The organism is Acinetobacter sp. ANC 4648 (assembly GCF_002135345.1).
Classification (GTDB): domain Bacteria; phylum Pseudomonadota; class Gammaproteobacteria; order Pseudomonadales; family Moraxellaceae; genus Acinetobacter.
Genome location: NZ_NEGI01000003.1, coordinates 180,604 through 204,502, shown reverse-complemented (window position 1 = coordinate 204,502; position 23,899 = coordinate 180,604). Strand labels below are relative to the sequence as shown.

The window sequence follows — 23,899 nt, the reverse complement described above, 5'->3', positions numbered from 1 at the left end:
AGCTATGGAGGTTTAATCTGAACTTAAGATGTTCCAATCAATAATGATAAGATTCCTGCGGCAATTAAAGGTCCAACGGGTACACCACGCAGTACCGCAACACCAGCGACCGTGCCAATTAAAAGACCAGCAACTACATCTGGCTGATGTGTCATGAGCTTGACCCCACGTCCCCCTAACCACGCTACCAACAAACCAATTACAATAGCGAGAAAAGATTTCCAACTTAAAAACGACTTTAAAATGGCATCGCCAGGAATTTTTCCGCTGGCAATTGGCGTTAAAACTCCAATGGTTAAGATGATGATGCCAATATTTAAGCCGTGTTGTTGTAAATAAGGGAAAAATTCACTTAAAGGGGTAATACGAAATACGATGAGTACCCCCGCAGCAATGGTCACTGCAGAGTTATGACTAAAAATCCCACAGGCCAGTAGTACCAATAAAACAATTAAATTTAAATCGAGATGCGACATCATAACGAATAGAGTGAATACAAGATTTGATCATTGTAGCTGCTTTTAGATTTAGATTCTGTTTCACATTGAATAAAGCATAAATTCTAGAATGATTTCAGTTAGAATGCCGTTTGCTTTATTGTTGGAAAGGTATTGATAGTGTTTCTTGAAAAAATGTTGCAGTCACAAGGCTTTGGTTCACGAAAACATTGTCAGCAGCTGATTAAAAATGGTGCGATAGAAATTAATCAGGTGATGATTGATTCTCCGAAATATAAACTAGATACTGATCAACTGTGTTTTAGTGTGCATGGGCAAAGCTATCAATATCGAGAAAAAGTTTATATCGCACTAAATAAACCACAAAATTATGAGTGTTCACATCAAGCCACACATCATTTTAGTGTGTTTGATTTTTTTGATGATATTTTGATGAATCGTGGAATTCAGTGTGTAGGGCGTTTAGATCAAGATACCACAGGATTAATTTTGTTGACTGATGATGGACAGTTTTTGCAAGCCTTAACGCATCCTAAAAAGCACGTTCCAAAAGTTTATAAAATGCAAACGGTTGATCCAATTGCAGATGAACAGTTATTACAGCTGGAACAGGGCGTTGAGCTTAGAAATGAAAATGGTCTATTTGCTGCGACACAAGTGATGCGATTGACTGAATATGAGTTACAAATGGCGATCCATCAAGGCGTATATCATCAAGTGAAACGGATGCTAGCTGCTGTGGGCAATAAAGTTGAAAAATTACATCGTGCACAAATTGGGCAATTACGACTTGATCAATTGGCTGAGGGAGAGTGGATGTATTTAAATGCTGAACAAATTTTAGCTGCAAAAAATCTTATCGATCAGGAGTTTTTAGCTATTTAAGGAAACAATGATAAATTTGAAATTCATCATCTTTGACAAATCCCATTGTTTCGTAGAGTTGATGCGATTGAAAATTATTTTTTTGCGTTTCTAAGCTAATTCGTAATGCATTTTCCTGTCGTGCAAATAAAATTGCAGTATCAATAAGTTGTTTGGCTGAACCTTGTCTGCGGTAAATGGGTGTCACATAGACATCATCTAAAATATAGTAAATTGAGCAGGCAAGGGAAGAAAAACCTAAATATAGTAATATAAACCCCGTCAATACATCATCTTTAACATGAATAAAGATAACACTTTCTTTGTTTTCAAAGCGTTGTTTTAAAAAATTAAATGATTCTTTGATATTCGACGATGCACCATAAAACTGTCGATATTCATCAAATAAAATCGCAAGTTGTGGTAAATCGTCTAGTGTCGCTCTGCGAACAATCATTTAGATACTCCTTGCAGTTTTTCTATCCTGCACATCAGCATACCTAAAAATTGATACTCAAAATTTTAAATATTGTTTATAAATGCGACACTGTTAAGTTTTGTCGCTTTCACCCAAAATCGCATTCAGTTCCGCAAAAATATCGTCATCATCCAATGTATCATGGGTGTGAGAGAAGGTGCTATGACCTTGTTCTTGCTTATTTTTTTTTAGTTTTAATAATTGTTCTATATTGATGCTTTGATTTTCAATGGCAAACGGAATGGATTTGGTTAACACAACTTGTTTAAAGAACAGGCGTACGGCTTGAGCAGGGGTCATACCCAATTGTTTAAATACAGCAAAGGCTTGTTTTTTTTCTTGTGAATCAAGTCGAACTTGATAAACTTCTGTTTTTCTCATGAATAGAACCGAACGACTTATGTTTGATGTATTTTAATCAAAATTGGCGCAATTTCAATCATTAATCGAAAAATAAGTCAGGCTAATGTCATTACATTGAAATTATAATGTAATCGCTAAATTAGAGCAAAAATGCATTTGCTGTAATGAAATAGGATCTTTAAAGCTTATTTCTTTGGCTAAAAGTTGTAAAGGCTGTGAAAAATCATGTTCTGGCTTATGCGTTACTATCGGATAAAAAGGGTCATTTTTAATTGGAATTTTCAAATAATTTAAATGAACTCGTAATTGATGTTGTTTACCTGTTAAAGGTTTTAAGCAATATTTAGCCCAATATTGGTTATGTTCTAAAATTTCAATTTTTGTATGGCTATTATGTTCACCTGCAACCACTTGCATGGTATAGAACGGTTCACCTTTCTCCATTCTTAAATGAACAGATTGTGGAAAAGTTAAATCTGCTCGAAATGCTGCAATGGCATGATAAGTTTTTTCAACCAGTCGGTCAGCAAACATTTGTTGGTAAATTCCACGTGTTTCTGGTCGTTTGGAAAATAAAACTACACCAGCAGTCTCTCGATCTAAGCGGTGAATTGGAGTTAAATCAGCATTATGAGTGGTTTTCTTTAGGCGAACCAATAGAGTTTCTTGGACATATTGCCCAGTAGGCGTCATGGTTAAAAAATGTGGTTTATCGACTACCAATAAGTCATCATTTTCGAAAATGATTTTTTCATGAAAAGGTACATGTATTTCATGCGCTAAAAAACGATAATAATAAATATGGGTATTGGCTTGATAAATGCTATTTGCAGTCAAGGCATGACCTTGCATATCTAAAATTAATTGATCTTCAAATCTTTGTTGCCATTCTTCCATCAGAATATGTTTGAAATGCGCACATAAATATTCAAACACAGTATGGGGTTGTGTTACAGATTGGGGTAGAAAGACTTTACTGGCGGAGACACCGTCAATCATCGCTGGGGTGTACTCTTTATAAATTTTCATATTTGATACTTAAACTAGGGCTGAGGTTGCAGTTGACTGGAAGATTGGCGTAAAGCCTTGTTGAAATGCTTTTGCTATAGAACGTGGAGTAAGGACTTTGACCAAGGGGTGAGCAGGAATATCAGTACAGTGTAGATAGCCATCAAAAGACCAGTTTAAATGGTAATTTTCTTGAGTAATCATAAAAATTTCAGATTGATATTCAAAACAAGTTCCCATGGGTAAGTTGGCTAAAACAGTATTAAACGTTACTTTTTGTTGATCTGCCGTGATGCTTTCTTGATGAATTTGTGTGTCTATTTCGGCTAGTTTTAGCTTCTCATTCGGTCGGTTGGCTTGTGGCTTGTATCCATCAGTTTTGAATTGCTGACTACGGTCACGTTGGCATTCTGCACAAGGTCGATGACCTGCTGCAAAAGCAGTTGCCTCATCTAGAAAAAATAATTCTGAATAGCATCCTTTTGCAAATATTTCTCGTTTATTGCCCTTGAATTGAGTCAGGCAACTGATCCATGTTTTAAGCTTCCAACGCCAATTTTTTTTCTTTTCTTTATTGTGCAATACACCGCGATTACCCATTAACATCGCTTTTTTTGATGGATTGGATTCTAAATTTCCCCAAGGATCAATTCTATTTTGAAGTGTCATATCCAGTTACTGAAAAAGTTGCGGTGAAAGTAGGCAGATTACACGGCCTTAATAGGCATTATTGCCTTGCAATGCTATCATATTGTTTGCTTTGAATCATGTCGTGAGTGCTATGCAATATTCATTTAAATTAAGTTTGGGTAATGAACAAGATACACAAAAATTAGCGCAAAAATTAGCGCACAATATTACTCAGGGTGTAATTTATTTGATTGGTGATTTAGGTGCGGGGAAAACCACACTTACACGGTATTGGTTACAGAGTTTAGGTCATCAAGGCGCAGTGAAAAGCCCAACTTATACTTTGGTTGAACCCTATCAAATAGCAGGGAAAGAGGTTTTTCATTTTGATTTGTATCGTTTAAATGATCCGTACGAACTTGAGTTGATGGGTATCCGTGATTATTTAGATATCGATGATGCACTATTTCTATTTGAATGGCCATCCAAAGGGGGTGATGAAATTCCGCAAGCAGATTGTATTGTCGATATTCAAAAAACTGAGGATGAAGAGGTCCGTGAAGTCAGCCTTAGTTTTAATTCAGAAGCTTTGTTTCAAGCACTTCAAGCCTAAAAGATCAAACGCAACACAGATGGTGAAGAAATGCAGCGTGAAGAAATAAGTTTAAGACGTATTCATAGTTTAAATCCTGCATTGGCGAACCAAATTGCTGCGGGAGAAGTGATAGAGCGTCCTTCATCTGTGGTTAAAGAATTACTTGAAAATTCAATTGATGCTGGTGCAACTGAGCTGATTATTCGGATTGCGCAAGGCGGCAGTACGCTGATAGAAATCATCGACAATGGCCGCGGTATTCATGCTGAAGATTTGGCTTTATCTGTCACCCGTCATGCGACCAGTAAAATTCAGACCGCAGAAGATTTACATGCAATTGTCAGTTTGGGCTTTCGTGGTGAGGCTTTAGCTTCTATTGCCGCAGTTTCGCGTCTAACTTTGAGCAGTAGTCAAGATGACTCTGGTATAGGTTATCAATTAGAAGTAAACGGAACAGCGTTCGATCATCAAGAGATTCAAGCAGTTGCTGCAAAACAGGGTGCGCATATTCGTATTCAGGATTTATTCTTTAATGTACCAGCACGACGTAAATTTTTAAAAAAACCAACCACAGAATTTGGTCATATTGAAGAAATTGTGCGTCGTATGGCTTTAACGCATTTTGATATCCGTTTTGTATTAGAACATAATGATCATATTCGTTTAAACCTACCGATTGCAGATAGTGGTGAGTTGCGTTTTCAGCGTGTCCAACAGTTATTAGGTCGTTCATTTACTGAAAATGCCTATTGGATAGATGCCGATAGTATTCAGATGCGGTTATCTGGATGGCTTGGGCATCCGTCAGATGCACGTGCGCAGGCAGACTTGCAATATGTCTATGTAAATGGTCGTATTGTGAAAGATAAAACGATTTCACATGCTTTGCGTATGGCTTACGAGGGGATTTTACATGGCCATCAACATGCAGGATATTTATTATTTTTGGAAGTCGATCCTGAAAATGTAGATGTTAATGTCCATCCAACTAAACATGAAATTCGTTTTTTAAATCAACGTGAAGTACATGAGTTCGTGCGGCATTATGCCAAAGCAACTTTAGCACAGTTTCAAACAGCTTCTACTGACTTGTCTCAAGCCATGAAGTTGGAGTCAGCCGAAATAGCACAACAACAGAATCAACCGTGTTATCAGGAACAATTTCAATTACATCGTGATTTAAATAATCAGAACCAATCCAATCCAACTCAGCATTCATCACAACAGCTCCATAATCTGAGCCAAGAAGCCTCTGCTGAAACACTTACCGACTTTAGTTCGAATCAGCCTCAAAGTGTGGCTTATCCGTCACAGACGTCGTATGTAGGAACTCAGCAGCTGAGTAATGCACTCAAAAGTTATTTAGCGCCATTAAGAGAGCACTCGTCATTTTCGTTGGGGGCGGATGATCAAGGTTTTAATACGCCAGTTGAAACTGTGACAAGTCGAGTGGATGAGTTTCCATTGGGGATTGCGATTGCTCAACTGCATGGTATTTATATTCTTGCGCAAAATACTGAAGGCTTAATTATGGTGGATATGCATGCCGCACATGAGCGTATTTTGTTGCAACAGATGAAACTTGCATGGGACAAACCAAATTTTTGGATGTCACAGCAGTTATTGATTCCGAAAGTAATATCAATTACTCGGATGCAAGCGACACGTATTGAAGAGCTGAAGCCCCAACTGGAACGTCTAGGTTTAGATATTGATCAATATGGCGATGAGCAGGTTGTTGTTCGTGGTGTACCAGCTATTTTACATAAAGCTGATTTTGGTGCTTTAGTTCCAGAATTGTTGAATGATCTTGATCCAAATGATGAAGCGCAGGCCTTGCAACAGAAAAGAGATCAAATCTTAGCAGGAATGGCCTGCCATGGTGCTGTACGTGCTCATCGAATGCTCAGTTTGTCGGAAATGAATGCGTTATTACGTCAGATGGAACAAACTGAATTTGCTAGTCAATGTAATCATGGACGTCCAACATGGCGTGCATTTCCATTGACTCAATTAGATAAATTATTTGCTCGAGGAGAGTAGTTTTACATGTCAAATCAATTGCCCGTGATTAACTTAATGGGGCCAACGGCAAGTGGAAAAACCGCTTTGGCATGTGAACTTTATGAGCGAGGAAATTTTGAGCTTATCTCCGTCGATTCTGCGCTTGTTTACCAAGATATGGACATTGGTACAGCAAAGCCGAGTAAAACTGAACAGGCGCAGTATCCGCATCACCTGATCGATATTATTACGCCTTTAGAGGTTTATTCAGCAGCAGAATTTGTAGAGGATGCATATCGTTTAATTGATGATATTCATGCACGTGGTAAAACTCCAATTTTGGTGGGGGGGACTATGTTGTACTTTAAATCATTATTGGAAGGCTTGTCTGAAAATTTACCGAGTGCAGATTCTGCAATTCGTGCCGAAATTGAAGCCAAAGCAGCACAACAAGGTTGGCAAGCTGTATATGATGAACTTAAGTCAGTTGACCCTTTAGCGGGTGAGAAGTTTAAAGTTAGTGATAAGCAGAGAATCATTCGGGCATTAGAAGTTTTTAAAATTACAGGGCAACCGATTACAAAGCTTCAAGCAGAGCAGCCGAAGAAAGTGGCGTATCGTTACGATTTTCATAATTATGCTTTAATCCCAGATCGTGCTGAATTACATCAACGAATTGAGATACGGTTGCAGAAAATGTGGAGTATCGGATTTTTAAATGAAGTTGAGAATCTTATGATAAAATACGATTTAGACGAGAATTTACCGTCTGCTCGATCAGTAGGTTATCGTCAAGCATTAGATTTTCTTAAAAATAGTGATAAAAGTCATAAAAGTAAGTTGGAAATGGAAGATAAGTCTTTGTTTGCGACACGACAATTGGCGAAACGTCAATACACTTGGTTACGTTCTTTGCAAGAAGTACACCAATTTAGAACTTATTTAACAATAAAGCAGGCTCAAGAAGACTTGCGAAACTTACATGGATAAAGCAAAATTTAGCTACTATCTTTTTTATAATTTTTAATTGAAAAATAAAGATAGTTTTTGCGCTGAATTTTAAATTTTTTTTGGAGTATAAAATGTCTAAAGGTCAAACTTTACAAGATCCGTTCTTAAATTCTCTCCGTAAAGAACGTATTCCTGTTTCTATCTTTCTTGTAAACGGTATCAAATTACAAGGTCATATTGAATCTTTTGACCAATATGTTGTGTTATTGAAGAATACTGTAAGCCAAATGGTTTATAAACATGCAATTTCTACAGTAGTCCCTGCGCGTAATCCGCGTCCTGCTGGTGCTCCTGCTGGTGCTCCTCAAACTGCTGGTGGCTTCGGCGGTCAAACCCAAGGTGGCTTCGGTGGTCAAAGCCAAGGTGGCTTCGGCGGTCAAAGCCAAGGTGGCTTCGGTGGTCAAGGCGGTTTTGGTAGCCAAGGTGGCTTTGGTGGACAAAGCCAAGGTGGCTTCGGTGGTCAAGGTGGCTTCGGTGGTCAAGGTGGCTTCGGTGGTCAAGGTGGCTTCGGTGGTCAAGGCGGCTTCGGCGGTCAATCAAACCCTGGTTTCGAAGGTGAAACTAAGTTTGAAGATTCTCAAGATGACGAAAATAATCGTTAATTGATAATTAAAAAAAAGACGCTTTTATAGCGTCTTTTTTTATAAAATAAACCTATAAAATAGGTTGTGTAATAAGTTTTAGGTAATGAATCGAAATTGATTTAATTCCCACGAAATATCAATATTTTAGGCCATGTACAAAAATTTATTTATAAGATTTAATTGGATAAGATGGTTTATTTTAGGGCATTATATTAATTAAGTGCTGAGAAAGTTTCTTGTTATTAAATGCTTAATTTTTTTAATATTATTTAGCTTAATTGAATATCTGAAAAATAAAAACCGAGTTATTTGTATAACTCGGTTTTTATTTGATAATAATTCACTGCTTTGAAAATGATGTTAATCCTAGAGGGCAAGTATTACTGTGGTTTAGCTTTATTATCTAGGCTCGGATCTTTGATTTCAACATAAGTGCTAGCACGTAACTCTCTTAACCAGCTATCAAGTTCTGAATCAAATTGACGCTCACCTAAAATTTGACGCGCCATCCGTTTTTGATATTCACTGGTCATATCTTGTTTACGGGTGTCGGTTACTTCCAGAATATGCCAGCCGAACTGAGTTTCAAATGGCGCACTAACTTGATTTACCGTTGCACTCTGCATTATTTGATCGAATTCAGGCACCATCATACCTGGGTTAACCCAACCTAAGCTTCCACCATCACGTGCAGATCCTGGATCATTTGAGTAGGTTGCTGCAAGAGTTGCAAAACTTTCACCCGCTTTAATTCGATTGTAAATACTATCAATCATTTGTTTCGCATTTTCAGGGCTAACAACTTCTGAGGTTTTAATTAAAATATGGCGCGTATGGTATTGTGGGACTAAAGCACGTTGATCATTATTTTTACGATCAATTAATTTTAAAACATGGATACCATCTTTTGCTTGAATTAGATCAGTCGTTTGTCCTGATTTTAAAATGCTGACACGTGCAGAGAGTTCTGCTGGGATTTCAGATAATGGACGGAATCCCATATCTGCACCATCTACTTTTATAGTATCAGTCGAGTATTTTTTTTCGATGGTTTTAACATCAGTTGAATTATCTAGCTCAGTTTTAATTTTTTGTGCAACAGCATTTAGTTCATTGGCTGAGCCAGTTCCTGAGATACGCATATGGGCAACGTGTACTTGGCTGCCTACAGTAGCTTGGCCTTCAGGTGATTTTAGGAAATTTTCGATATCTTGATCATTGATTTTGATACGCGACATAACTTGTTGTTGGCGTAAGCGTTGAATCAGTAAATCATCTGAAATACGATTGCGTAGGACTTCATAAGTGCCTGGTGCGACAGCATCAAGTTTTTGTTGAAAAGCTTCTAAACTCTTAACTCCTGATTGGCTGGCAACTTTTAGAACGGCCTCATTTAAGGTTTTTTCATCAATTTTTAAACCATAACGTTTGACTTGTTCAAGTTGAGCGTTTTGCAAAATAAGTTGGTTTAAAACTTGTTTTTCTAAAAACTGTTGAGGTGGGAGTTGTTTTTTTTGAGCTTGAAGTTGGTGTACAGCTTCTGCGACGCCTTGATCTAAATCACTTTTTAAAATGGCACTATTTCCAACGACTGCAATGACTTGATCAGTTGGCGCTGCAACTGCAAACGTTGATGAAGCAATGAGTAAGGTGAGTGCAGTAGCTTTAAAGAGGTTTTTAAAATTTTGCGTCTTCATTAATGTGTCCAAGATTGATTAACTTTATCGAACCCTAAAATACGGCTTTCGAGTAATGAGCTAAGTTTATTGTTTAATCCACCCAATCCTTTTAATGTGAATTCGGCCATTACTGCGCGTTTAGGTTTTACATTGGGATCATTCACATTGTCTAGGTCGTTATAGTACGAACGACCATAGACAGAAACACCCCAACAACAAGATTCATAGTTCACACCCAATAGATATTCACGCGCAACATGATTATCGATATCGTATTGAACGTGGCCCATAATGCGCCAATTGTCTTTTACAGGTTGTATAAATGATGCAACTGCTTGATCGTAAGCATCTTGGCGATCAGGTAAATAATTTCTGTGGAAATATCCAACATTATATAAGTTGCCCTTATCGCCTGTATAATAAACTTGGAAGTCTCGTTCAGCATTATCACCATTCGACATCCATGCCGAGTTGGCGTTAATAGTAAAATTTTGAGATAATTGACTTGAAAGACTTAATACTGGGCCAGTCTTTTTTTCAGTATCAATTACATCGCTTCGATTGAGTGTAACTCTGCGATCTTCAAAATAATAACTTTGACCAACACTGGCGCGTAAGCGTTCTAATCCAACTGGATCAAATAAGCTATAACTCAAGCCTAAAGATGCGAAGTTGTTATCGTCTAGACGATCATGCCCATAGAAACGGTAAGGGTTAAAGAGCTGGTCATAACTAATAGATGCGGTTGTAGAGTCAAAGTTTGGATAACCATTTTGGTTTTCATACGGTGCATAGGCGTAGAAAGCACGAGGTGAAAGCGTTTGTAGGAATTTACCTTCTTTTTCAAAGGTAAGTCCCGTATCTAAAGTGAATTGGGGTACGACGACTGATTTGTTTTTAGTGTCAGAACTTGAATTACTATTTGCAATTGTTTCCTGGTCATAGAATGTATTTAAGCTACGTACAGAAACTTCTGGAATTGCATAACCCCAAGGGTTTCGAAAGTTATATCGGCTCGCAAAATGATTGTATAAACGTGTACCGCTGGGCTGGTTATCTACCGTAGAGTCATTAATAGATTTCTTGAAATAAGCACTATCACTATTAAGCTCATATTCCAGACCTTGAGGGTTGCCACCCACGTAATTTACGAGTAATTGGGGTAGGCGTGCATAGGGTTTATCAATATCTGGGATTGTTTCATCTAACGTCTGGAAGTCTTCCACTTTAAATTGAGCACTTAAGCCTGGAATGCCATGTCCATAATTAAACTCCCAAGCACGACGTTGATTGAGTTCTGTTCGGGTATTGGGATTGTTATCTAGATCTGCAAAGAAGTCTTTGTCGGAAACATAATTATATTCAAGATTAGTAGACCATTGTTTGTTGATTTGCCAATCATGTAAAAAATGTAAGTCTTTACGATCTTTGTTGTTGTATCTATTGTCGGAAGGTAAATCACTTCCCCAGATGCTGCCTTTACCAAAGTTTTGAGTGAGATAGCGAAATTGACCTTCAAGCATTAAACCACGATCGGTAATAACCCGGGGTGTAAGTGTTGCATCATAGTTTGGTGCTAAGTTTAAATAGACTGGAACTGCTAACTCAAAACCACCATCATTCGAAAAGCCAAAGCTTGGACTTAAAATACCAGTCGCACGTCGGTCATCAATTGGAAAATTAAAGTAAGGTACAGCAATTACAGGGATATCTTTAATATAAAGTTTGGTGTTACGTGTTACGCCACGACCCGTATCTTGATTGATTTCGATTTTCTTGGCTTGGATTTTCCAAGTGGGCACTTCATCTGGTGGGCAAGTGGTATAGCTTGCATCATCAAGGACAACGACCGTAGGCGATGTTCTTGAAATTTTAGCAGCATGGCCATGCGCATGGGTTGCTTCAGCAATATAAAAACTGTTGCTTAGATCACCAGTTTCATTTTTTAAATTGTAATTAATCTGGTCACTTTGAGCGATTAAGCCGCCTTGAGCCATTTGTACATTACCATTGGCTTTGGCGAAGGTTTGTGTTTTATCAATAGTGACTTCATCTGCGCGAATCATACGACCATCTTGGTCAATGACAACATCACCAGATAAAATTGAGTCGCCATTAGGGTTGTAATAGCCATGGTCGGCTGTAATGACTGAGGTGCCTTCTTGAGCAGTGGTTACTTTGGTCTCTGCATTAAAAGGTGTCACCCAGACACCTTCACAGAAGCGATTACTCGCAGATTGAACATCACGTACTTGAGCTGGTGCGGAGTGTTTATCTACATAGTATTGTTCAAAGAAATTTTGACCTGGAAAGTTCTCTTTGATCGTTGCTTTGAGCTGCTGATTATCAACATTGGAAACGGTTTTTGTAGATTCAGCATAGCTTGATACAGAACTTCCGCAAAGAAGGGTCAAAATAGCAGTCGCTAAAGGATTAAATTTAAACTGTTGCTTCATTTTGTCTCATTAACCAAGTATGCAAATCGCAATTAATTATTATCGCATCATAGAGAAAAAGTTGATAAGTAGCTACACTTGGTGGTTCAAAATGCAGCCTGAATTAGATTTAATTGCAAATGAATACACTACGTGAACAAACCATACAAGCTTGGCTGACATCTGTACTCAATTCAGATCAATTTCAAATTCACTTTTTAGCTGGCGATGCGAGCTTCCGTCGTTATGCACGAATTACTCTGAATAATAAAACATTTATGCTTATGGATGCACCCCCTTCGATGGAAGATTGTGGGCCTTTTGTGACGATTGATGAATTCTTTGATCAAAATGGTGTACGAGTACCCCATATAATTGCTAAGGATTTAGCACAAGGCTTTTTGTTATTAGAAGATTTTGGCGATGTATTGTTGTCTACACGATTAGATGATCAAACTGTAGATAGTCATTATGCACAAAGCTTTAAGCAATTGATTCAACTACAGTCAATTGATGGTTTAGGACATTTCCCTACCTATTCTTATGAAAAGCTGATGACCGAAATGGAGCTATTAACCGCTTGGCTGTTGCCATCCTTAAAGATTGAACCAACAAAAGAAGAGCAAGCGTTAATTAAACGTACTTTTGCAATTTTGGCCAATGCAGCCTTGGCTCAACCACAAGTGATTGTGCATCGTGATTTTCATAGCCGTAATTTAATGATCTTAGAAAATGAGACAGAACAAGGCGTGATTGATTTTCAAGATGCCGTGATTGGTGCCGATACTTATGATTTGATCTCGATAACACGAGATGCCTATGTGCAGTGGAATGCAGATCGCGTTTATCAATGGTTTAAAACATTCTATGATCTATTGCCAGAATCTGCGCAACAAGAGCGCAATTTTGAACAATTTAAACGTGATGCAGATTTGATGGCTATTCAGCGTCATATTAAAATTTTAGGTATTTTTGTGCGTTTATTTGAGCGTGATGGTAAGTCAGGCTATTTGAAAGATCTACCACGGGTGATGTGGTATTTACTTGAAGAAAGTAAACCTTATGCAGAATTAAAGCCTTTTATGCAATTTGTTCAACAACGCGTTATGCCACAATTTGAACAAAAATATGGCAGATATGAGGTGCTTGCATAATGAAAGCCATGATTTTAGCGGCAGGTTTGGGCAATCGTATGCGCCCACTTACTTTGTATAAGCCTAAGCCCTTACTTGAAGTGGGGGGGAAGGCACTCATTGTGTGGCATATCGAAAAATTAAAAGAAATTGGTGTCACCGATATTGTCATTAACTCTGCATGGTTGGCCGATATATTGATTGGCACGCTTGGAGATGGTACGCAATTTGGTGTAAATATCTGGTGGACACGAGAAGACGAAGGTCTGGAAACTGCGGGTGGAATTATCAATGCTTTACCTTTGTTAGGGGATGAACCTTTTATTCTACTTAATGGTGATGTTTGGACTACTTTTGATTTTGCAGCACTATTGGATGTTCAGCTTGAAAAAGACTTGGCACATTTGGTCTTGGTGAGTAATCCTGAGCAACATCCTCGTGGAGATTTTACTCTTGCTTCGGGTCGAGCTTATACCTTTGAACAAAATCAGCAGGGTGAAAATTTAACCTATAGTGGTTTGGCTGTGATTGATCCTAAGATGTTCAATGGTTTAGAAGGCGGTAAGCGACCACTGGCACCCTTGTTAAAACAAGCAATGCTTGATGAGAAAGTATCTGCTGCGAAAATGCAGTCTGCATGGGTGGATGTAGGTACGCCTGAACGATTAACTAGCTTAGATTTGCAGATTCGTCAGGGGATATACGATTAAATGCATAATCACTAATCGTTAACTACTGTTCCACGGTCTATAAATCGGTATACTTCCATTTAATTTTATTGAGATGTTATTTCGCTATGCATCCATTTTTTCAAGAGTTAAAGCAGGGTAGTCAGCAACTTGGTTTAGAACTGAGTGACGAAGCACTGAATTTATTACTCAAATATCAAGATACTTTAGTGCTGTGGAACAAAGCGTATAATTTAACTGCTATTCGAGACCCAAAAGAGATGCTGGTGAAGCACTTATTGGATAGTTTGAGTATTTTAAAAGATTTACCTACAGGGCGCTTACTTGATATCGGGACGGGAGGTGGTATGCCCGGCATGATTATTGCCTTGTGTCAGCCTGAACGTAAATGTGTATTGCTTGATTCCAATGGTAAAAAAATTCGTTTTTTAAAACAGTTCATTGCAGATTTAAAATTAAAAAATGTGATTGCAGTGCAAACTCGCGTTGAAAATGAAGACATGATTCAAGAACTGGGTCAGTTTGATGTGATTACCAGTCGTGCTTTTGCTTCGTTGACTGATTTTGTAGATGCTTCGAAACCTTATATGCATGCGACAAGTATTATTGCTTCAATGCGTGGATTAATTCCAACTGATGAAGTTGCTGCAGTTAAAGATCAGTTTACCTGCGATGTGATTGAATTAAGTGTGCCGCGCTTAGATGAACAACGTCATTTACTTTTATTAAAACAGATTTAGAAACAGAACTAAGGATTGGATTTACCATGGCTCAGATTATAGCAATCGCAAACCAAAAAGGTGGCGTAGGTAAAACCACAACAGCAGTAAATTTGGCTGCTTCTTTAGCAGTCTTAAAGAAACGTGTGTTATTGGTGGATATGGATTCCCAAGGCAATGCCACAATGGGGTCAGGGATTCAAAAAAATGACTTACTGTATTCGGTAACGGATGTGCTATTGGGTGAAGTATCTATAGAAACAGCTATTACTAAAGCGGAAGTTGGTTATAAAGTTTTAGGTTCAAATCGTGATTTAGCCGGTGTAGAACTGGCGATTGCAGACCAAGATGGTCGTGAATTTATTCTGCGCAATGCATTACAACAGATTGAACATAATTTTGATTATATCATTGTCGATTGTGCGCCAAGCTTAAGCTTAATTACAGTTAATGCCTTATCTGCTGTACACAGCGTGATGATTCCAATGCAATGTGAATATTATGCTTTGGAAGGCTTAGCAGATTTAACACAAACGATTGATAAGATTCAGCAAGCTTTAAATCCTGAATTAGAAATTATTGGTGTGTTACGAACCATGTATGATGCGCGTAATGCATTGACACGTGATGTATCTGGTGAGTTGGAGCAGTATTTTGGTAAGAAACTCTATGATACTGTGATTCCTCGAAATGTACGTTTAGCTGAAGCGCCAGCACATGGTTTACCCATTATTTATTTTGAAAAAAGCTCTAAGGGTGCAATTGCGTACTTAAATTTAGCTGCAGAAATGTTAAAAAAAAGTAAAGTAAAAAAGGAAAGTAAAGCATGACCACTAAAAAACGTGGATTGGCCAAAGGTCGTGGTTTGGATGCATTGCTGGGCTCGATTCAAAAAGAAAAATTACAGCTTGAGGTTCAAGCACTGGATCATGGTCAGCTGAAGCAGATTGATGTTGAGCAACTCAAACGTGGTGCGTATCAACCCCGCCGTTTTATTGATGAGCAAGACTTACAAGAACTGGCTGCCTCGATTCAAAAACATGGCGTGATGCAGCCGATTGTGATTCGTCCAATAGATGATGAACACACACCTTATGAAATTATTGCGGGTGAGCGCCGTTGGCGCGCTGCAAAAATTGCAGGTTTGGCTACAGTTCCTGCCATTGTTCGTGATTTAACTGATCAAGTCGCGATTGCTTTGGCTTTAATTGAAAATATTCAGCGCCAAGACTTAAATCCAATTGATCAAGCTCTGGCTTTGCAGCGTTTTCATGAAGAGTTCGGTTTAAGTCACCAAGAAATTGCAGATACTGTAGGTAAAGCGCGAACAACTGTAAGTAACTTGCTGCGTTTATTGAGTCTTGCAGATGAAATCAAAGACCTGATGCAACAAGGTCAGATTGATATGGGGCATGCACGAGCAATTTTGACGCTAAAAGTCAAAGATCAATTACACATCGCAAAAATTGTGATTGAAAAAAGTCTATCTGTTCGTCAAACCGAACAGTTGGTTCGTGACTTGAATACACCGAAACAAGAGAAGGCCAAAGAGACGTCTTCTGCTGACATGGAGCAACTGACTAAAAAACTATCAGAACGCTTTAGCGCGGACGTTAAAATTGATCACAATAAACAGGGTAAGGGTAAATTGGTTATCCATTACCATTCATTAGATGAATTGGATGGTATTTTAAATATCTGTTTATCTGAATAAAAAAATATTACATTACGGGTTTAGAATTTTGGGGAACTAAAGATGTGGGAATTGATCAAAGCAGGCGGGTGGTTGATGCTACCTTTGGTACTGTGTTCAATATTTACCGTAGCGATTTCTTTCGAGCGATTAATTCGATTGAAGCGCTCTTTAGTTCTACCGAAAGCCTTATTGATGCAAAAAGGACGTAGTCTAGATTCTGTTTTGGATGTCTTGGAAAAAGATAAAGCAGCACGTCAATCGACGCTAGGTTACATTTTTCAAGATGCTGTGGATGCATTTCCGCAAGGTGAAGCCTATGCACGCGCGCAAATGGAAGCAACCGCTTCACGTGAAATTGGTTTTTTGGAAAAATATATTAATTTTTTAGGAACTTTAAGTGCAGTTGCACCATTGTTGGGGCTATTGGGGACAGTTGTTGGGATTATTGAGTCATTTTTGGTGCTTGATTTGGGTTCGAATAGCAATCCAGCCATGATGATTCCAGGGATTTCTAAAGCCTTGATTACCACAGCAGTCGGTATGGTAATTGCAATTCCAGCATTGTTTGCATATCGTTATTTTCAGCGCGTAGTGCAAGTATATATTGCTGAATTAGAGCAACAGTCGACATTATTTCATGCAGCATTGTTTTATCAAAAGCATGATCAAACTCATCAGAAGAAAGCAGGTTAACTTTTGGGGGTGCTTTAATGAAATTTAAGAGAACGAGTGTTGAAGATATTCATATCAATTTAACGCCTTTAATTGATTGCTTGTTATTTATCTTGGTGATATTGCTGTTGACGACCACATTTAGTCAGCAGAGCCGTATTAATTTATCCTTACCTGATGCTCAAGGTGTCCCACCAAAACAGTACGATCAAAAAATTGAAGTCATGGTAGACTCTTCAGGGCATTACGCGGTGAATGGACAGGCGCTTTCAAGTAAAGAGACGACTGATTTGAGCACTGCTATTAAGCAAGCGGCGAATGATCGCCGCGACCTAATGTTTGTAATTGCAGCTGATGCGCAAGCAACCCATCAAGATGTCATTCGTGTCATGGATGCTGCAGGTCAACTCGGTTTTGTGAATATCAACATCAGTACTAAAGTTCCATCTAGAGGTTATTAATTCGTGAACCAAGATTTTAAGGTCTATTTGCGCCTAATTTCGTATTTAAAGCCATATTGGGGTATTGCCTTATTTGTTCTTCTTGGTTTTGGAATTAATGCCGCGACTGAGGTTTCAGTTGCCAAATTACTAAAATTTATTATTGATGCGATTCAAGCTGGCAATCGTGAAGATTTGAATTGGTTTCCTGCGTTGATTGTGTTGTTAATATTTTTTCGTGGACTTGGTTTGTTCATGGGTGGGTACTTTACTGCGGTCATTTCTAGAAGTTTGGTGTTTAGTATTCGCCAAGAGGTGTATGCAAAATTACTCCGCTTACCTTCGCAGTATTATCTGGATAATTCATCTGGGCATATTACTGCGAAAATTATGTATAACGTTGAGCAACTTACAGCAGCGTCATCAGAATCTTTAAAGGTTGTGGTCAAAGATGGTTTGATTACTTTGGGCTTGTTGGGCTATTTGTTGTATAGCAATTGGCGTTTAACCCTGTGTATTTTTATTGTTATGCCCGTGATTGCATTTTTAGTGCGTAAAGCATCAAAGCGGATGCGGAAGCTCTCTGTCCAAGTTCAAAATACCATGGGGGATGTGAATCATGTGGTACAAGAAAGTGTGAATGGACAGGCTGTTGTTAAAAGTTTTGTTGGAGAGAAAAATGAACAAAAACGTTTTTATCAATCTTCAGAAGAAAATTTAAAACGTGGCTTGAAAATGGTGGTGGTGCAAAACTTAAATAGCCCATTAGTACAATTGGTGATGGCGATTGCCATGAGCGTTATTGTCTGGCTTGCATTACGACCACAAATTTTAGGTGATACATCTTCAGGTGAATTTGTTGCTTATATTACTGCAGCAGGCTTGTTGGCAAAACCGATTAAAAGTTTAACCGATGTGAACGAGAAGCTACAGCGTGGCATGGCAGCAGCACATTCAGTCTTTGAATTATTAGATATGCCAGAAGAACCCAATACTGGAACATTAACACCAAAGTTACGTGGCGCGATTCAGTTTGATCATGTTGCACTAACATATAAAGGTAAAGTGCATGCAATTCAAGATTTTTCCTTAAATATTCAAGCTGGGCAAACTGTTGCTTTAGTTGGGCGTTCTGGTGCAGGTAAAACCTCATTAGTGAATTTATTGGTTCGTTTTCAGGAAATTAGTCAAGGTCAAATTTACTTAGATGGTATAGCTATTGGTGATATTGATTTGGCGTGTTTACGTTCTCAAGTCGCTATGGTGAATCAACAGGTAATTTTATTTGATCGGACGGTACGTGCCAATATTGCGTATGGCCAGTTGGAAAATGCCACCGATGAAGAAGTTATTGCTGCCGCGAAAGCTGCGTATGCGCATGACTTTATTATGGACTTGCCGCAGGGTTATGACACCCCGATAGGTGCGCAAGGTTTGGCACTTTCAGGTGGTCAGCGACAAAGAATTGCAATTGCACGTGCAATTTTAAAAAATGCGCCAATTTTAATTTTAGATGAAGCAACTAGTGCTCTAGATAATGAATCTGAATATTTTATTCAAAAAGCATTTGATGAAGCGATGCAAGATCGAACAACTATAGTGATTGCACATCGATTATCAACGATTGAAAATGCAGATCTGATTGTGGTGATGGATAAAGGGCGTATTGTTGAACAAGGCAGTCATGCCGAGTTATTGGCTCAACATGGTGCGTATTATCAGTTACACCAAAGAAATTTTGAGGAGTAATTAGGTATGTCTATTGCGCAAACCATTCAGAATGCATGGAATACGCAAGCAAAGTGGTTGGTTGTATTACGCCCTTTGTCATGGATATACCGATTTGGCTTTTTACTCAATAAACAATGTTATAAGAGTAAACTTAAAGCTACTTACCATGCTCCAGTGCCTGTGATGGTGATTGGTAATATAACTGTAGGTGGTAGTGGTAAAACACCTTTGCTGATTCAGCTGGTTAAATATCTGCAACAGAATCAAGTTGCAGTTGGTGTGATTAGTCGGGGGTATGGTGGGCAAGGTCCATTTCCAGCTCTTGTGACGTCAGACTCTGTACCTGAATATGTTGGTGATGAACCCTGTTTAATTGTACAGTCTACAGGCGTGCTGATGGCCGTTGGTGCTAATCGTCAGGCAAGTATTGAATTGTTATTAAAACAGTCCACTTTGGATTTGATTATTAGCGATGATGGCTTGCAACATTGGGCTTTAGATCGTCAATTGGAATGGATTGTTCTTGACCAAAATAGAGGGCTAGGTAATCAAAAACTATTGCCTGAAGGCTATTTGCGGGAACCTGTATCACGTCTAAAATACAGTACAGTGGTTGAACATAGTTCTAATCCTGCATCCGAATTGAATATGCATCTTGAAGTGGCTGAGCCATATTTGCTGAATCCATTATATGATCAAGCAGAGCTTTTTGATCCAAACCTAGATTATTATGCTGTTGTAGGAATTGGTTTTCCACAGCGTTTTTATCATACGCTGGAAAGCTTGGGAGTAATGCAGTTTCAGTGTCATGAATTTCCAGATCATCATGATTATGAAATTGATGATATTCAGTTTGAAGATAGTAATCCGATTATTACCACTGAAAAAGATGCAGTGAAGCTGTTACCTTTATTGAAGCAACATCCAACTTTTAAACGTGAGATTTGGGTCATTCCAGTTGAAGCTGTATTATCAAATCAGTGCTATGCATTATTAAATCATCAATTGTCACAACTCGGTATTCAGATTGCTTAAGGTTCTAAAATGAAACACATTGTTATTCCTGCACGTTTTGCTAGTTCACGTTTACCTGGTAAGCCATTATTGGAAATTCATGGACGTCCCATGATTTTACGTGTAGTGGATCAAGCTAAAAAAGTGCAAGGTTTTGATGATCTTTGTGTGGCCACTGATGATTTACGTATTGCTGAAGTCTGTCGTGCTGAAGGTGTTGATGTCGTCATCACCAATCCGAATCATCCATCGGGTACTGATCGTTTAAGTGAGGTTGCTCGGATTAAAGGTTGGGCTGCACAAGATATTATTGTGAATGTACAAGGGGATGAGCCTTTGCTTCCAGCACAATTGGTGCAACAGGTTGCAGATTTATTGATTGAAAAGCCGCATTGTTCAATGTCAACGTTATGTGAGCCGATTCATCATCTGGATGAGTTTCAACGCGATAGCATTGTAAAAGTCGTAATGTCTAAATTCAATGAAGCTTTGTATTTTAGTCGTTCACCTATTCCGTATGACCGTGATGGTGCTCAAAAGGCCATTGCAATCTTACATCAGCAAGCATTTCGTCATTTAGGTTTATATGCTTACCGTGTAAATTTATTACAAGACTATGTGACTTGGGATATAGGGCAATTAGAACAATTAGAAAGTTTGGAACAATTGCGTGTCTTGGAAAATGGACATCGGATTGCTATTAATATTGCAGCAGTGAATTTGCCACCTGGTGTAGATACTCAGGCGGATTTAGATCGTTTGAATGCAATGGATGTTAAGAACTTTGAATAAAGCACAGAGAGTTTAATCAGCATGGGTGCAGTATCTTCACAAGTCTATCCATGGCAACAGCAGATTTGGGAAACGTTGACTGGACGATTCCCCAATTTGGGTCATGGCTTATTGTTTTATGGTAAGCAAGGCTGTGGTAAGCAAGCATTTGCACAACACTTTTTGGCTTGGGTTTTATGTCTAAATAAAAAACCGAAAGCGGCATGTGGTGAATGTAGTAGTTGTTTATGGTTGAAATCGGATACCCATCCGAATTATGTGCATATTTCTACAGATGAAGATAATAAAAAACAAAATGCTAAAATAAAGATTGAGAAAATTCGTGATTTATTACCATTTGTACAGCAAACTGTCGATGGTTGGCGTGTGATTGTTATTGAGCCTGCAGAAGCATTAAATATGTCATCTGCAAATGCATTACTCAAAACATTGGAAGAGCCTGGTGAAAGAATCATGATCATTCTTTTGGCAGATCATTATTTAAAATTACCAGCAACTATTCGTAGCCGTTTGCAACATTATGCTTTAGATCGTATTTCTTTGGAACAAGGAGAGGCTTATCTAAAAGAGTATTTACCTGAATCTGAAGCATCAAATATTTCATTATTGATGAGTTTATCTAATCAGATGCCTTTGCAAGCACTTGAGTTGGCACAAAGTACGTGGTTAAAACTGCGCGCTGATTTTGTCCAAGATTGGCAAAAACTAGTCATACAAAAAAATATGCCAATGCAATTGGCTAGTAAGTGGAATAAGTTGCTGATTTTTTCTGATTTTATTCAAATGTTTGAATACTTGTTGTCGGATTTAATTTGTGTCAAGCTGAACCAAGTTGTTAAGAATGAAGATCTAGATTTCAAAGTACTTGCAGAGCAATATCAAGTGCAAACATTATTTGATATTTATGAGTGTTTACAACAATCAAAACAAATGGTTGATCAAAATGTGCAAACAAATCTAATTATTGATCAGTTGTTTATAAAGTTAATGCATGTTTCATCAGCGTGACATAATTAAAGGGGAATAATCATGCAGCCACGTATGGGCGGTTTATTACAGGTTAATATTAGTGATCGAGTGACTTTGCAAGCGAGCTATATGCCTTATGTACAGGGCGGTGGGTTGTTTATTCCCTCGAAACAAGCAGTTAAGATGGGCGAAGAAATTTTTGTTTTGGCGACCTTGCCGGATCAACTACAAAAAATTCCCTTAACAGGTAAGGTGATTTGGATTTCGCAAAAGCAAGCAGGTTTAAAACCCCAAGGTTTTGCTATTCAAATGAGTGGTGAGAAAGGTGTTTACTATAAAATGGAAGCTGAAAAAATGCTTGCTGGAAGTTTATCTTCAGATAAACCAAGCTTCACCATGTAAACTATTTTGGCAAAGTACTTCAGTAAATAAAATTTTAAGCACATAGTTATTAGTAGGTAAAAATGTTTGTTGATACGCACTGTCATTTAACCATGTTGAATTTAGACCCGTATGCAGGCAGTTTAGATGCAGCATTGGCGGAAGCTCGTCAGTGTGGTGTATCTAAATTTATGGGAATTTCTGTAGATTTGGATGATCACATTGCATTGTCAGAAATTGCGGCGCGACATGCAGATGTGGGCTATAGCGTGGGTGTACATCCATGTGAAGATGTCGAGGTTATGCAACGTGCCACAGTTGAGTATCTCATTGAACTTGCGCAAGCTGAAAAGGCATGGGCATTGGGTGAAACTGGCTTAGATTACTTTCATAGCACAGATTTTATTTCGGAACAAAAAGCTTGTTTTGCACGACATATTCAAGCATCGAAAATAGTTAAAAAGCCTGTAGTGGTGCATACTCGTTCAGCAAAAGACGATACGATAGATATTATTCGTGCTGAAAAATCAACGCATGGTATTTTGCATTGTTTTACTGAGGATTGGGAAACGGCTAAAGCCGTGCTTGATTGCGGGTATTACATTTCTTTTTCAGGGATTATATCGTTTAAAAATGCCCAAGATTTAAGAGATGTTGCTAAGCAAGTGCCGTTAGATCGAGTCTTGATTGAAACAGACAGTCCTTATTTGGCACCTATGCCTTATCGAGGAAAGCCTAATGAGCCTAAATACGTTCCTTATGTAGCCAAAGCCTTAAGTGATGTATATGATAAAACCCTTGAGGAGATTGCTTTTATTACCACACAAAACTTTGAGAATCTCCTTAAACAAAAGTAATGTGAATAGAAGTGCATCATTTTTTTACGGATAGAATAGCAAGAAGAGAGTTTATCGAGTGAAGATGGATCGTCAGGCTCAGTTTAGAGCAAGAGAAGCGTTAATTTTTCAAGTAGCAGAACAACTACTGTTAGAAAATGGTGAGGCGGGCATGACGCTGGACGCCTTGGCAGCTGAATTAGATCTAGCCAAAGGAACACTTTATAAACATTTTCAAAGTAAAGATGAACTGTACATGTTGTTGATCATTCGTAATGAGCATATGTTACTTGAAATGGTGCGAGATACTGAAAAAGCCTTTCCTGAACATTTGGCTTTTTTTATGCTTCATCATTTACACCATCCTGAGCGTGCAGTTTTATTTCACCAGATTGAAGAGCGTCTTTCTACTACAGGTCAGGGGATTCATTATTTATTTAATGAACTCTATCAAGTTCGGAAGCAACGTCTGCGTATTATTATTCGTATGACTGAACGCTATTTAGAGTCAATTGAAAGTGTGATGAGCGTACGTGATTACTTAGCTTCTATTTGGTCGATTACTCAAGGTGCTGCATCGATTCTAAATTCGAGTTTCTATCAGCGTTATTTGGGGTGTCGAGATACATTAAGAGTAGCCTTGATTGAGCAAGCTTTGGCAATGCCAAAACAGTCGCCAGTGATGGAACGAATCACTGAATACAATTAAGAATTAAGA

Annotated in this window: 26 protein-coding genes; 19 read left to right on the top strand and 7 right to left on the bottom strand. The window is 38.3% G+C overall.

Annotated elements, in window-relative coordinates; all coding sequences use genetic code 11:
* Nucleotides 1-23 precede the first annotated feature (23 nt).
* Entirely contained in the window at nt 24-479 is a 456-nt protein-coding gene (locus tag B9T27_RS07070; RefSeq protein ID WP_086206143.1) for a DUF441 domain-containing protein, read from the bottom strand.
* Between the two features lie 138 nt (nt 480-617).
* Between B9T27_RS07070 and B9T27_RS07065 the strand changes: the two genes are divergently transcribed.
* Complete coding sequence (locus B9T27_RS07065) at nt 618-1,343, top strand: pseudouridine synthase (RefSeq protein ID WP_086206142.1); 726 nt, start codon at nt 618-620, stop codon at nt 1,341-1,343.
* Here B9T27_RS07065 and B9T27_RS07060 read toward each other — a convergent pair.
* The 4 genes from B9T27_RS07060 to B9T27_RS07045 form a co-directional block, all read right to left on the bottom strand.
* A complete protein-coding gene (locus B9T27_RS07060) occupies nt 1,336-1,779 on the bottom strand; it encodes a GNAT family N-acetyltransferase (protein WP_086206141.1) in 444 nt (147 codons plus the stop codon). The genes B9T27_RS07065 and B9T27_RS07060 overlap by 8 nt on opposite strands.
* A 93-nt stretch (nt 1,780-1,872) precedes the next feature.
* A complete protein-coding gene (locus B9T27_RS07055; RefSeq protein ID WP_086206140.1) occupies nt 1,873-2,181 on the bottom strand; it encodes a type II toxin-antitoxin system RelB/DinJ family antitoxin in 309 nt (102 codons plus the stop codon).
* 102 nt (nt 2,182-2,283) lie between these two features.
* Complete coding sequence (locus B9T27_RS07050) at nt 2,284-3,192, bottom strand: pseudouridine synthase (RefSeq protein ID WP_086206139.1); 909 nt, start codon at nt 3,190-3,192, stop codon at nt 2,284-2,286.
* A 9-nt stretch (nt 3,193-3,201) separates the two neighbouring features.
* Nucleotides 3,202-3,840, bottom strand: coding sequence for a hypothetical protein (locus B9T27_RS07045; protein ID WP_086206138.1), 639 nt, complete (start codon nt 3,838-3,840; stop codon nt 3,202-3,204).
* A gap of 112 nt (nt 3,841-3,952) precedes the next feature.
* Here B9T27_RS07045 and tsaE point away from each other — a divergent pair, with 112 nt between their 5' ends.
* The 4 genes from tsaE (at nt 3,953) to hfq (ending at nt 8,013) form a co-directional block, all read left to right on the top strand.
* A complete protein-coding gene (tsaE, locus tag B9T27_RS07040) occupies nt 3,953-4,414 on the top strand; it encodes a tRNA (adenosine(37)-N6)-threonylcarbamoyltransferase complex ATPase subunit type 1 TsaE (RefSeq protein WP_086206259.1) in 462 nt (153 codons plus the stop codon).
* Between the two features lie 30 nt (nt 4,415-4,444).
* Nucleotides 4,445-6,439, top strand: coding sequence for a DNA mismatch repair endonuclease MutL (mutL, locus tag B9T27_RS07035; protein WP_086206137.1), 1,995 nt, complete (start codon nt 4,445-4,447; stop codon nt 6,437-6,439).
* Nucleotides 6,440-6,445: 6 nt separating this feature from the next.
* Entirely contained in the window at nt 6,446-7,390 is a 945-nt protein-coding gene (gene miaA / locus B9T27_RS07030; RefSeq protein ID WP_086206136.1) for a tRNA (adenosine(37)-N6)-dimethylallyltransferase MiaA, read from the top strand.
* A 92-nt stretch (nt 7,391-7,482) separates the two neighbouring features.
* Complete coding sequence (gene hfq, locus B9T27_RS07025) at nt 7,483-8,013, top strand: RNA chaperone Hfq (protein ID WP_086206135.1); 531 nt, start codon at nt 7,483-7,485, stop codon at nt 8,011-8,013.
* Nucleotides 8,014-8,375: 362 nt separating this feature from the next.
* Here hfq and B9T27_RS07020 read toward each other — a convergent pair whose 3' ends face one another.
* Together B9T27_RS07020 and B9T27_RS07015 are read right to left on the bottom strand one after the other, a co-directional pair.
* Entirely contained in the window at nt 8,376-9,692 is a 1,317-nt protein-coding gene (locus B9T27_RS07020; protein ID WP_086206134.1) for a peptidylprolyl isomerase, read from the bottom strand.
* Nucleotides 9,692-12,130, bottom strand: a complete 2,439-nt coding sequence (locus tag B9T27_RS07015) for an LPS-assembly protein LptD (protein ID WP_086206133.1) — start codon at nt 12,128-12,130, stop codon at nt 9,692-9,694. The genes B9T27_RS07020 and B9T27_RS07015 overlap by 1 nt, the downstream gene beginning before the upstream one ends.
* A gap of 119 nt (nt 12,131-12,249) precedes the next feature.
* On the opposite strand from B9T27_RS07015, the gene B9T27_RS07010 reads away from it, so the two are divergent.
* The 14 genes from B9T27_RS07010 (at nt 12,250) to B9T27_RS06945 (ending at nt 23,890) form a co-directional block, all read left to right on the top strand.
* Nucleotides 12,250-13,263 (top strand): aminoglycoside phosphotransferase family protein, encoded by a 1,014-nt coding sequence (locus tag B9T27_RS07010; protein WP_086206132.1) that lies wholly within the window; start codon nt 12,250-12,252, stop codon nt 13,261-13,263.
* A complete protein-coding gene (murU, locus tag B9T27_RS07005) occupies nt 13,263-13,952 on the top strand; it encodes an N-acetylmuramate alpha-1-phosphate uridylyltransferase MurU (protein ID WP_086206131.1) in 690 nt (229 codons plus the stop codon). Before B9T27_RS07010 ends, murU begins: the two co-directional genes overlap by 1 nt.
* Nucleotides 13,953-14,038: 86 nt before the next feature.
* A complete protein-coding gene (rsmG, locus tag B9T27_RS07000) occupies nt 14,039-14,671 on the top strand; it encodes a 16S rRNA (guanine(527)-N(7))-methyltransferase RsmG (RefSeq protein WP_086206130.1) in 633 nt (210 codons plus the stop codon).
* A gap of 26 nt (nt 14,672-14,697) precedes the next feature.
* Nucleotides 14,698-15,480, top strand: coding sequence for a ParA family protein (locus B9T27_RS06995; protein ID WP_086206129.1), 783 nt, complete (start codon nt 14,698-14,700; stop codon nt 15,478-15,480).
* Nucleotides 15,477-16,364, top strand: a complete 888-nt coding sequence (locus tag B9T27_RS06990) for a ParB/RepB/Spo0J family partition protein (protein WP_086206128.1) — start codon at nt 15,477-15,479, stop codon at nt 16,362-16,364. Before B9T27_RS06995 ends, B9T27_RS06990 begins: the two co-directional genes overlap by 4 nt.
* A gap of 42 nt (nt 16,365-16,406) precedes the next feature.
* Entirely contained in the window at nt 16,407-17,039 is a 633-nt protein-coding gene (locus B9T27_RS06985) for a MotA/TolQ/ExbB proton channel family protein (protein ID WP_086206127.1), read from the top strand.
* Nucleotides 17,040-17,056: 17 nt separating this feature from the next.
* Nucleotides 17,057-17,479 (top strand): ExbD/TolR family protein, encoded by a 423-nt coding sequence (locus tag B9T27_RS06980; RefSeq protein WP_086206126.1) that lies wholly within the window; start codon nt 17,057-17,059, stop codon nt 17,477-17,479.
* A 3-nt stretch (nt 17,480-17,482) separates the two neighbouring features.
* A complete protein-coding gene (gene msbA, locus B9T27_RS06975; RefSeq protein WP_086206125.1) occupies nt 17,483-19,207 on the top strand; it encodes a lipid A export permease/ATP-binding protein MsbA in 1,725 nt (574 codons plus the stop codon).
* Between the two features lie 6 nt (nt 19,208-19,213).
* A complete protein-coding gene (gene lpxK, locus B9T27_RS06970) occupies nt 19,214-20,224 on the top strand; it encodes a tetraacyldisaccharide 4'-kinase (protein WP_086206124.1) in 1,011 nt (336 codons plus the stop codon).
* A gap of 9 nt (nt 20,225-20,233) precedes the next feature.
* Entirely contained in the window at nt 20,234-20,995 is a 762-nt protein-coding gene (gene kdsB / locus B9T27_RS06965) for a 3-deoxy-manno-octulosonate cytidylyltransferase (protein ID WP_086206123.1), read from the top strand.
* 21 nt (nt 20,996-21,016) lie between these two features.
* Nucleotides 21,017-22,003, top strand: coding sequence for a DNA polymerase III subunit delta' (locus B9T27_RS06960; protein WP_086206122.1), 987 nt, complete (start codon nt 21,017-21,019; stop codon nt 22,001-22,003).
* A gap of 21 nt (nt 22,004-22,024) precedes the next feature.
* Entirely contained in the window at nt 22,025-22,366 is a 342-nt protein-coding gene (locus B9T27_RS06955) for a PilZ domain-containing protein (protein WP_086206121.1), read from the top strand.
* A gap of 62 nt (nt 22,367-22,428) precedes the next feature.
* Nucleotides 22,429-23,202, top strand: a complete 774-nt coding sequence (locus B9T27_RS06950) for a TatD family hydrolase (RefSeq protein WP_086206120.1) — start codon at nt 22,429-22,431, stop codon at nt 23,200-23,202.
* Nucleotides 23,203-23,266: 64 nt separating this feature from the next.
* Nucleotides 23,267-23,890 carry a TetR/AcrR family transcriptional regulator gene (locus tag B9T27_RS06945; protein ID WP_086206119.1) on the top strand — a complete coding sequence of 208 codons (624 nt, stop codon included), beginning with the start codon at nt 23,267-23,269 and terminating at the stop codon, nt 23,888-23,890.
* The last annotated feature ends 9 nt before the right edge of the window (nt 23,891-23,899 follow it).

Bases quoted from the DNA above. Each gene is read 5' to 3' on its own strand.
- B9T27_RS07070 (WP_086206143.1), bottom strand. From the start codon at position 479: ATGATGTCGCATCTCGATTTAAATTTAATTGTTTTATTGGTACTACTG.
- B9T27_RS07060 (WP_086206141.1), bottom strand. From the start codon at position 1,779: ATGATTGTTCGCAGAGCGACACTAGACGATTTACCACAACTTGCGATT.
- B9T27_RS07055 (WP_086206140.1), bottom strand. From the start codon at position 2,181: ATGAGAAAAACAGAAGTTTATCAAGTTCGACTTGATTCACAAGAAAAA.
- B9T27_RS07050 (WP_086206139.1), bottom strand. From the start codon at position 3,192: ATGAAAATTTATAAAGAGTACACCCCAGCGATGATTGACGGTGTCTCC.
- B9T27_RS07045 (WP_086206138.1), bottom strand. From the start codon at position 3,840: ATGACACTTCAAAATAGAATTGATCCTTGGGGAAATTTAGAATCCAAT.
- tsaE (WP_086206259.1), top strand. From the start codon at position 3,953: ATGCAATATTCATTTAAATTAAGTTTGGGTAATGAACAAGATACACAA.
- mutL (WP_086206137.1), top strand. From the start codon at position 4,445: ATGCAGCGTGAAGAAATAAGTTTAAGACGTATTCATAGTTTAAATCCT.
- miaA (WP_086206136.1), top strand. From the start codon at position 6,446: ATGTCAAATCAATTGCCCGTGATTAACTTAATGGGGCCAACGGCAAGT.
- hfq (WP_086206135.1), top strand. From the start codon at position 7,483: ATGTCTAAAGGTCAAACTTTACAAGATCCGTTCTTAAATTCTCTCCGT.
- B9T27_RS07020 (WP_086206134.1), bottom strand. From the start codon at position 9,692: ATGAAGACGCAAAATTTTAAAAACCTCTTTAAAGCTACTGCACTCACC.
- B9T27_RS07015 (WP_086206133.1), bottom strand. From the start codon at position 12,130: ATGAAGCAACAGTTTAAATTTAATCCTTTAGCGACTGCTATTTTGACC.
- B9T27_RS07010 (WP_086206132.1), top strand. From the start codon at position 12,250: ATGAATACACTACGTGAACAAACCATACAAGCTTGGCTGACATCTGTA.
- murU (WP_086206131.1), top strand. From the start codon at position 13,263: ATGAAAGCCATGATTTTAGCGGCAGGTTTGGGCAATCGTATGCGCCCA.
- rsmG (WP_086206130.1), top strand. From the start codon at position 14,039: ATGCATCCATTTTTTCAAGAGTTAAAGCAGGGTAGTCAGCAACTTGGT.
- B9T27_RS06995 (WP_086206129.1), top strand. From the start codon at position 14,698: ATGGCTCAGATTATAGCAATCGCAAACCAAAAAGGTGGCGTAGGTAAA.
- B9T27_RS06990 (WP_086206128.1), top strand. From the start codon at position 15,477: ATGACCACTAAAAAACGTGGATTGGCCAAAGGTCGTGGTTTGGATGCA.
- B9T27_RS06985 (WP_086206127.1), top strand. From the start codon at position 16,407: ATGTGGGAATTGATCAAAGCAGGCGGGTGGTTGATGCTACCTTTGGTA.
- B9T27_RS06980 (WP_086206126.1), top strand. From the start codon at position 17,057: ATGAAATTTAAGAGAACGAGTGTTGAAGATATTCATATCAATTTAACG.
- lpxK (WP_086206124.1), top strand. From the start codon at position 19,214: ATGTCTATTGCGCAAACCATTCAGAATGCATGGAATACGCAAGCAAAG.
- kdsB (WP_086206123.1), top strand. From the start codon at position 20,234: ATGAAACACATTGTTATTCCTGCACGTTTTGCTAGTTCACGTTTACCT.
- B9T27_RS06960 (WP_086206122.1), top strand. From the start codon at position 21,017: ATGGGTGCAGTATCTTCACAAGTCTATCCATGGCAACAGCAGATTTGG.
- B9T27_RS06955 (WP_086206121.1), top strand. From the start codon at position 22,025: ATGCAGCCACGTATGGGCGGTTTATTACAGGTTAATATTAGTGATCGA.
- B9T27_RS06950 (WP_086206120.1), top strand. From the start codon at position 22,429: ATGTTTGTTGATACGCACTGTCATTTAACCATGTTGAATTTAGACCCG.
- B9T27_RS06945 (WP_086206119.1), top strand. From the start codon at position 23,267: ATGGATCGTCAGGCTCAGTTTAGAGCAAGAGAAGCGTTAATTTTTCAA.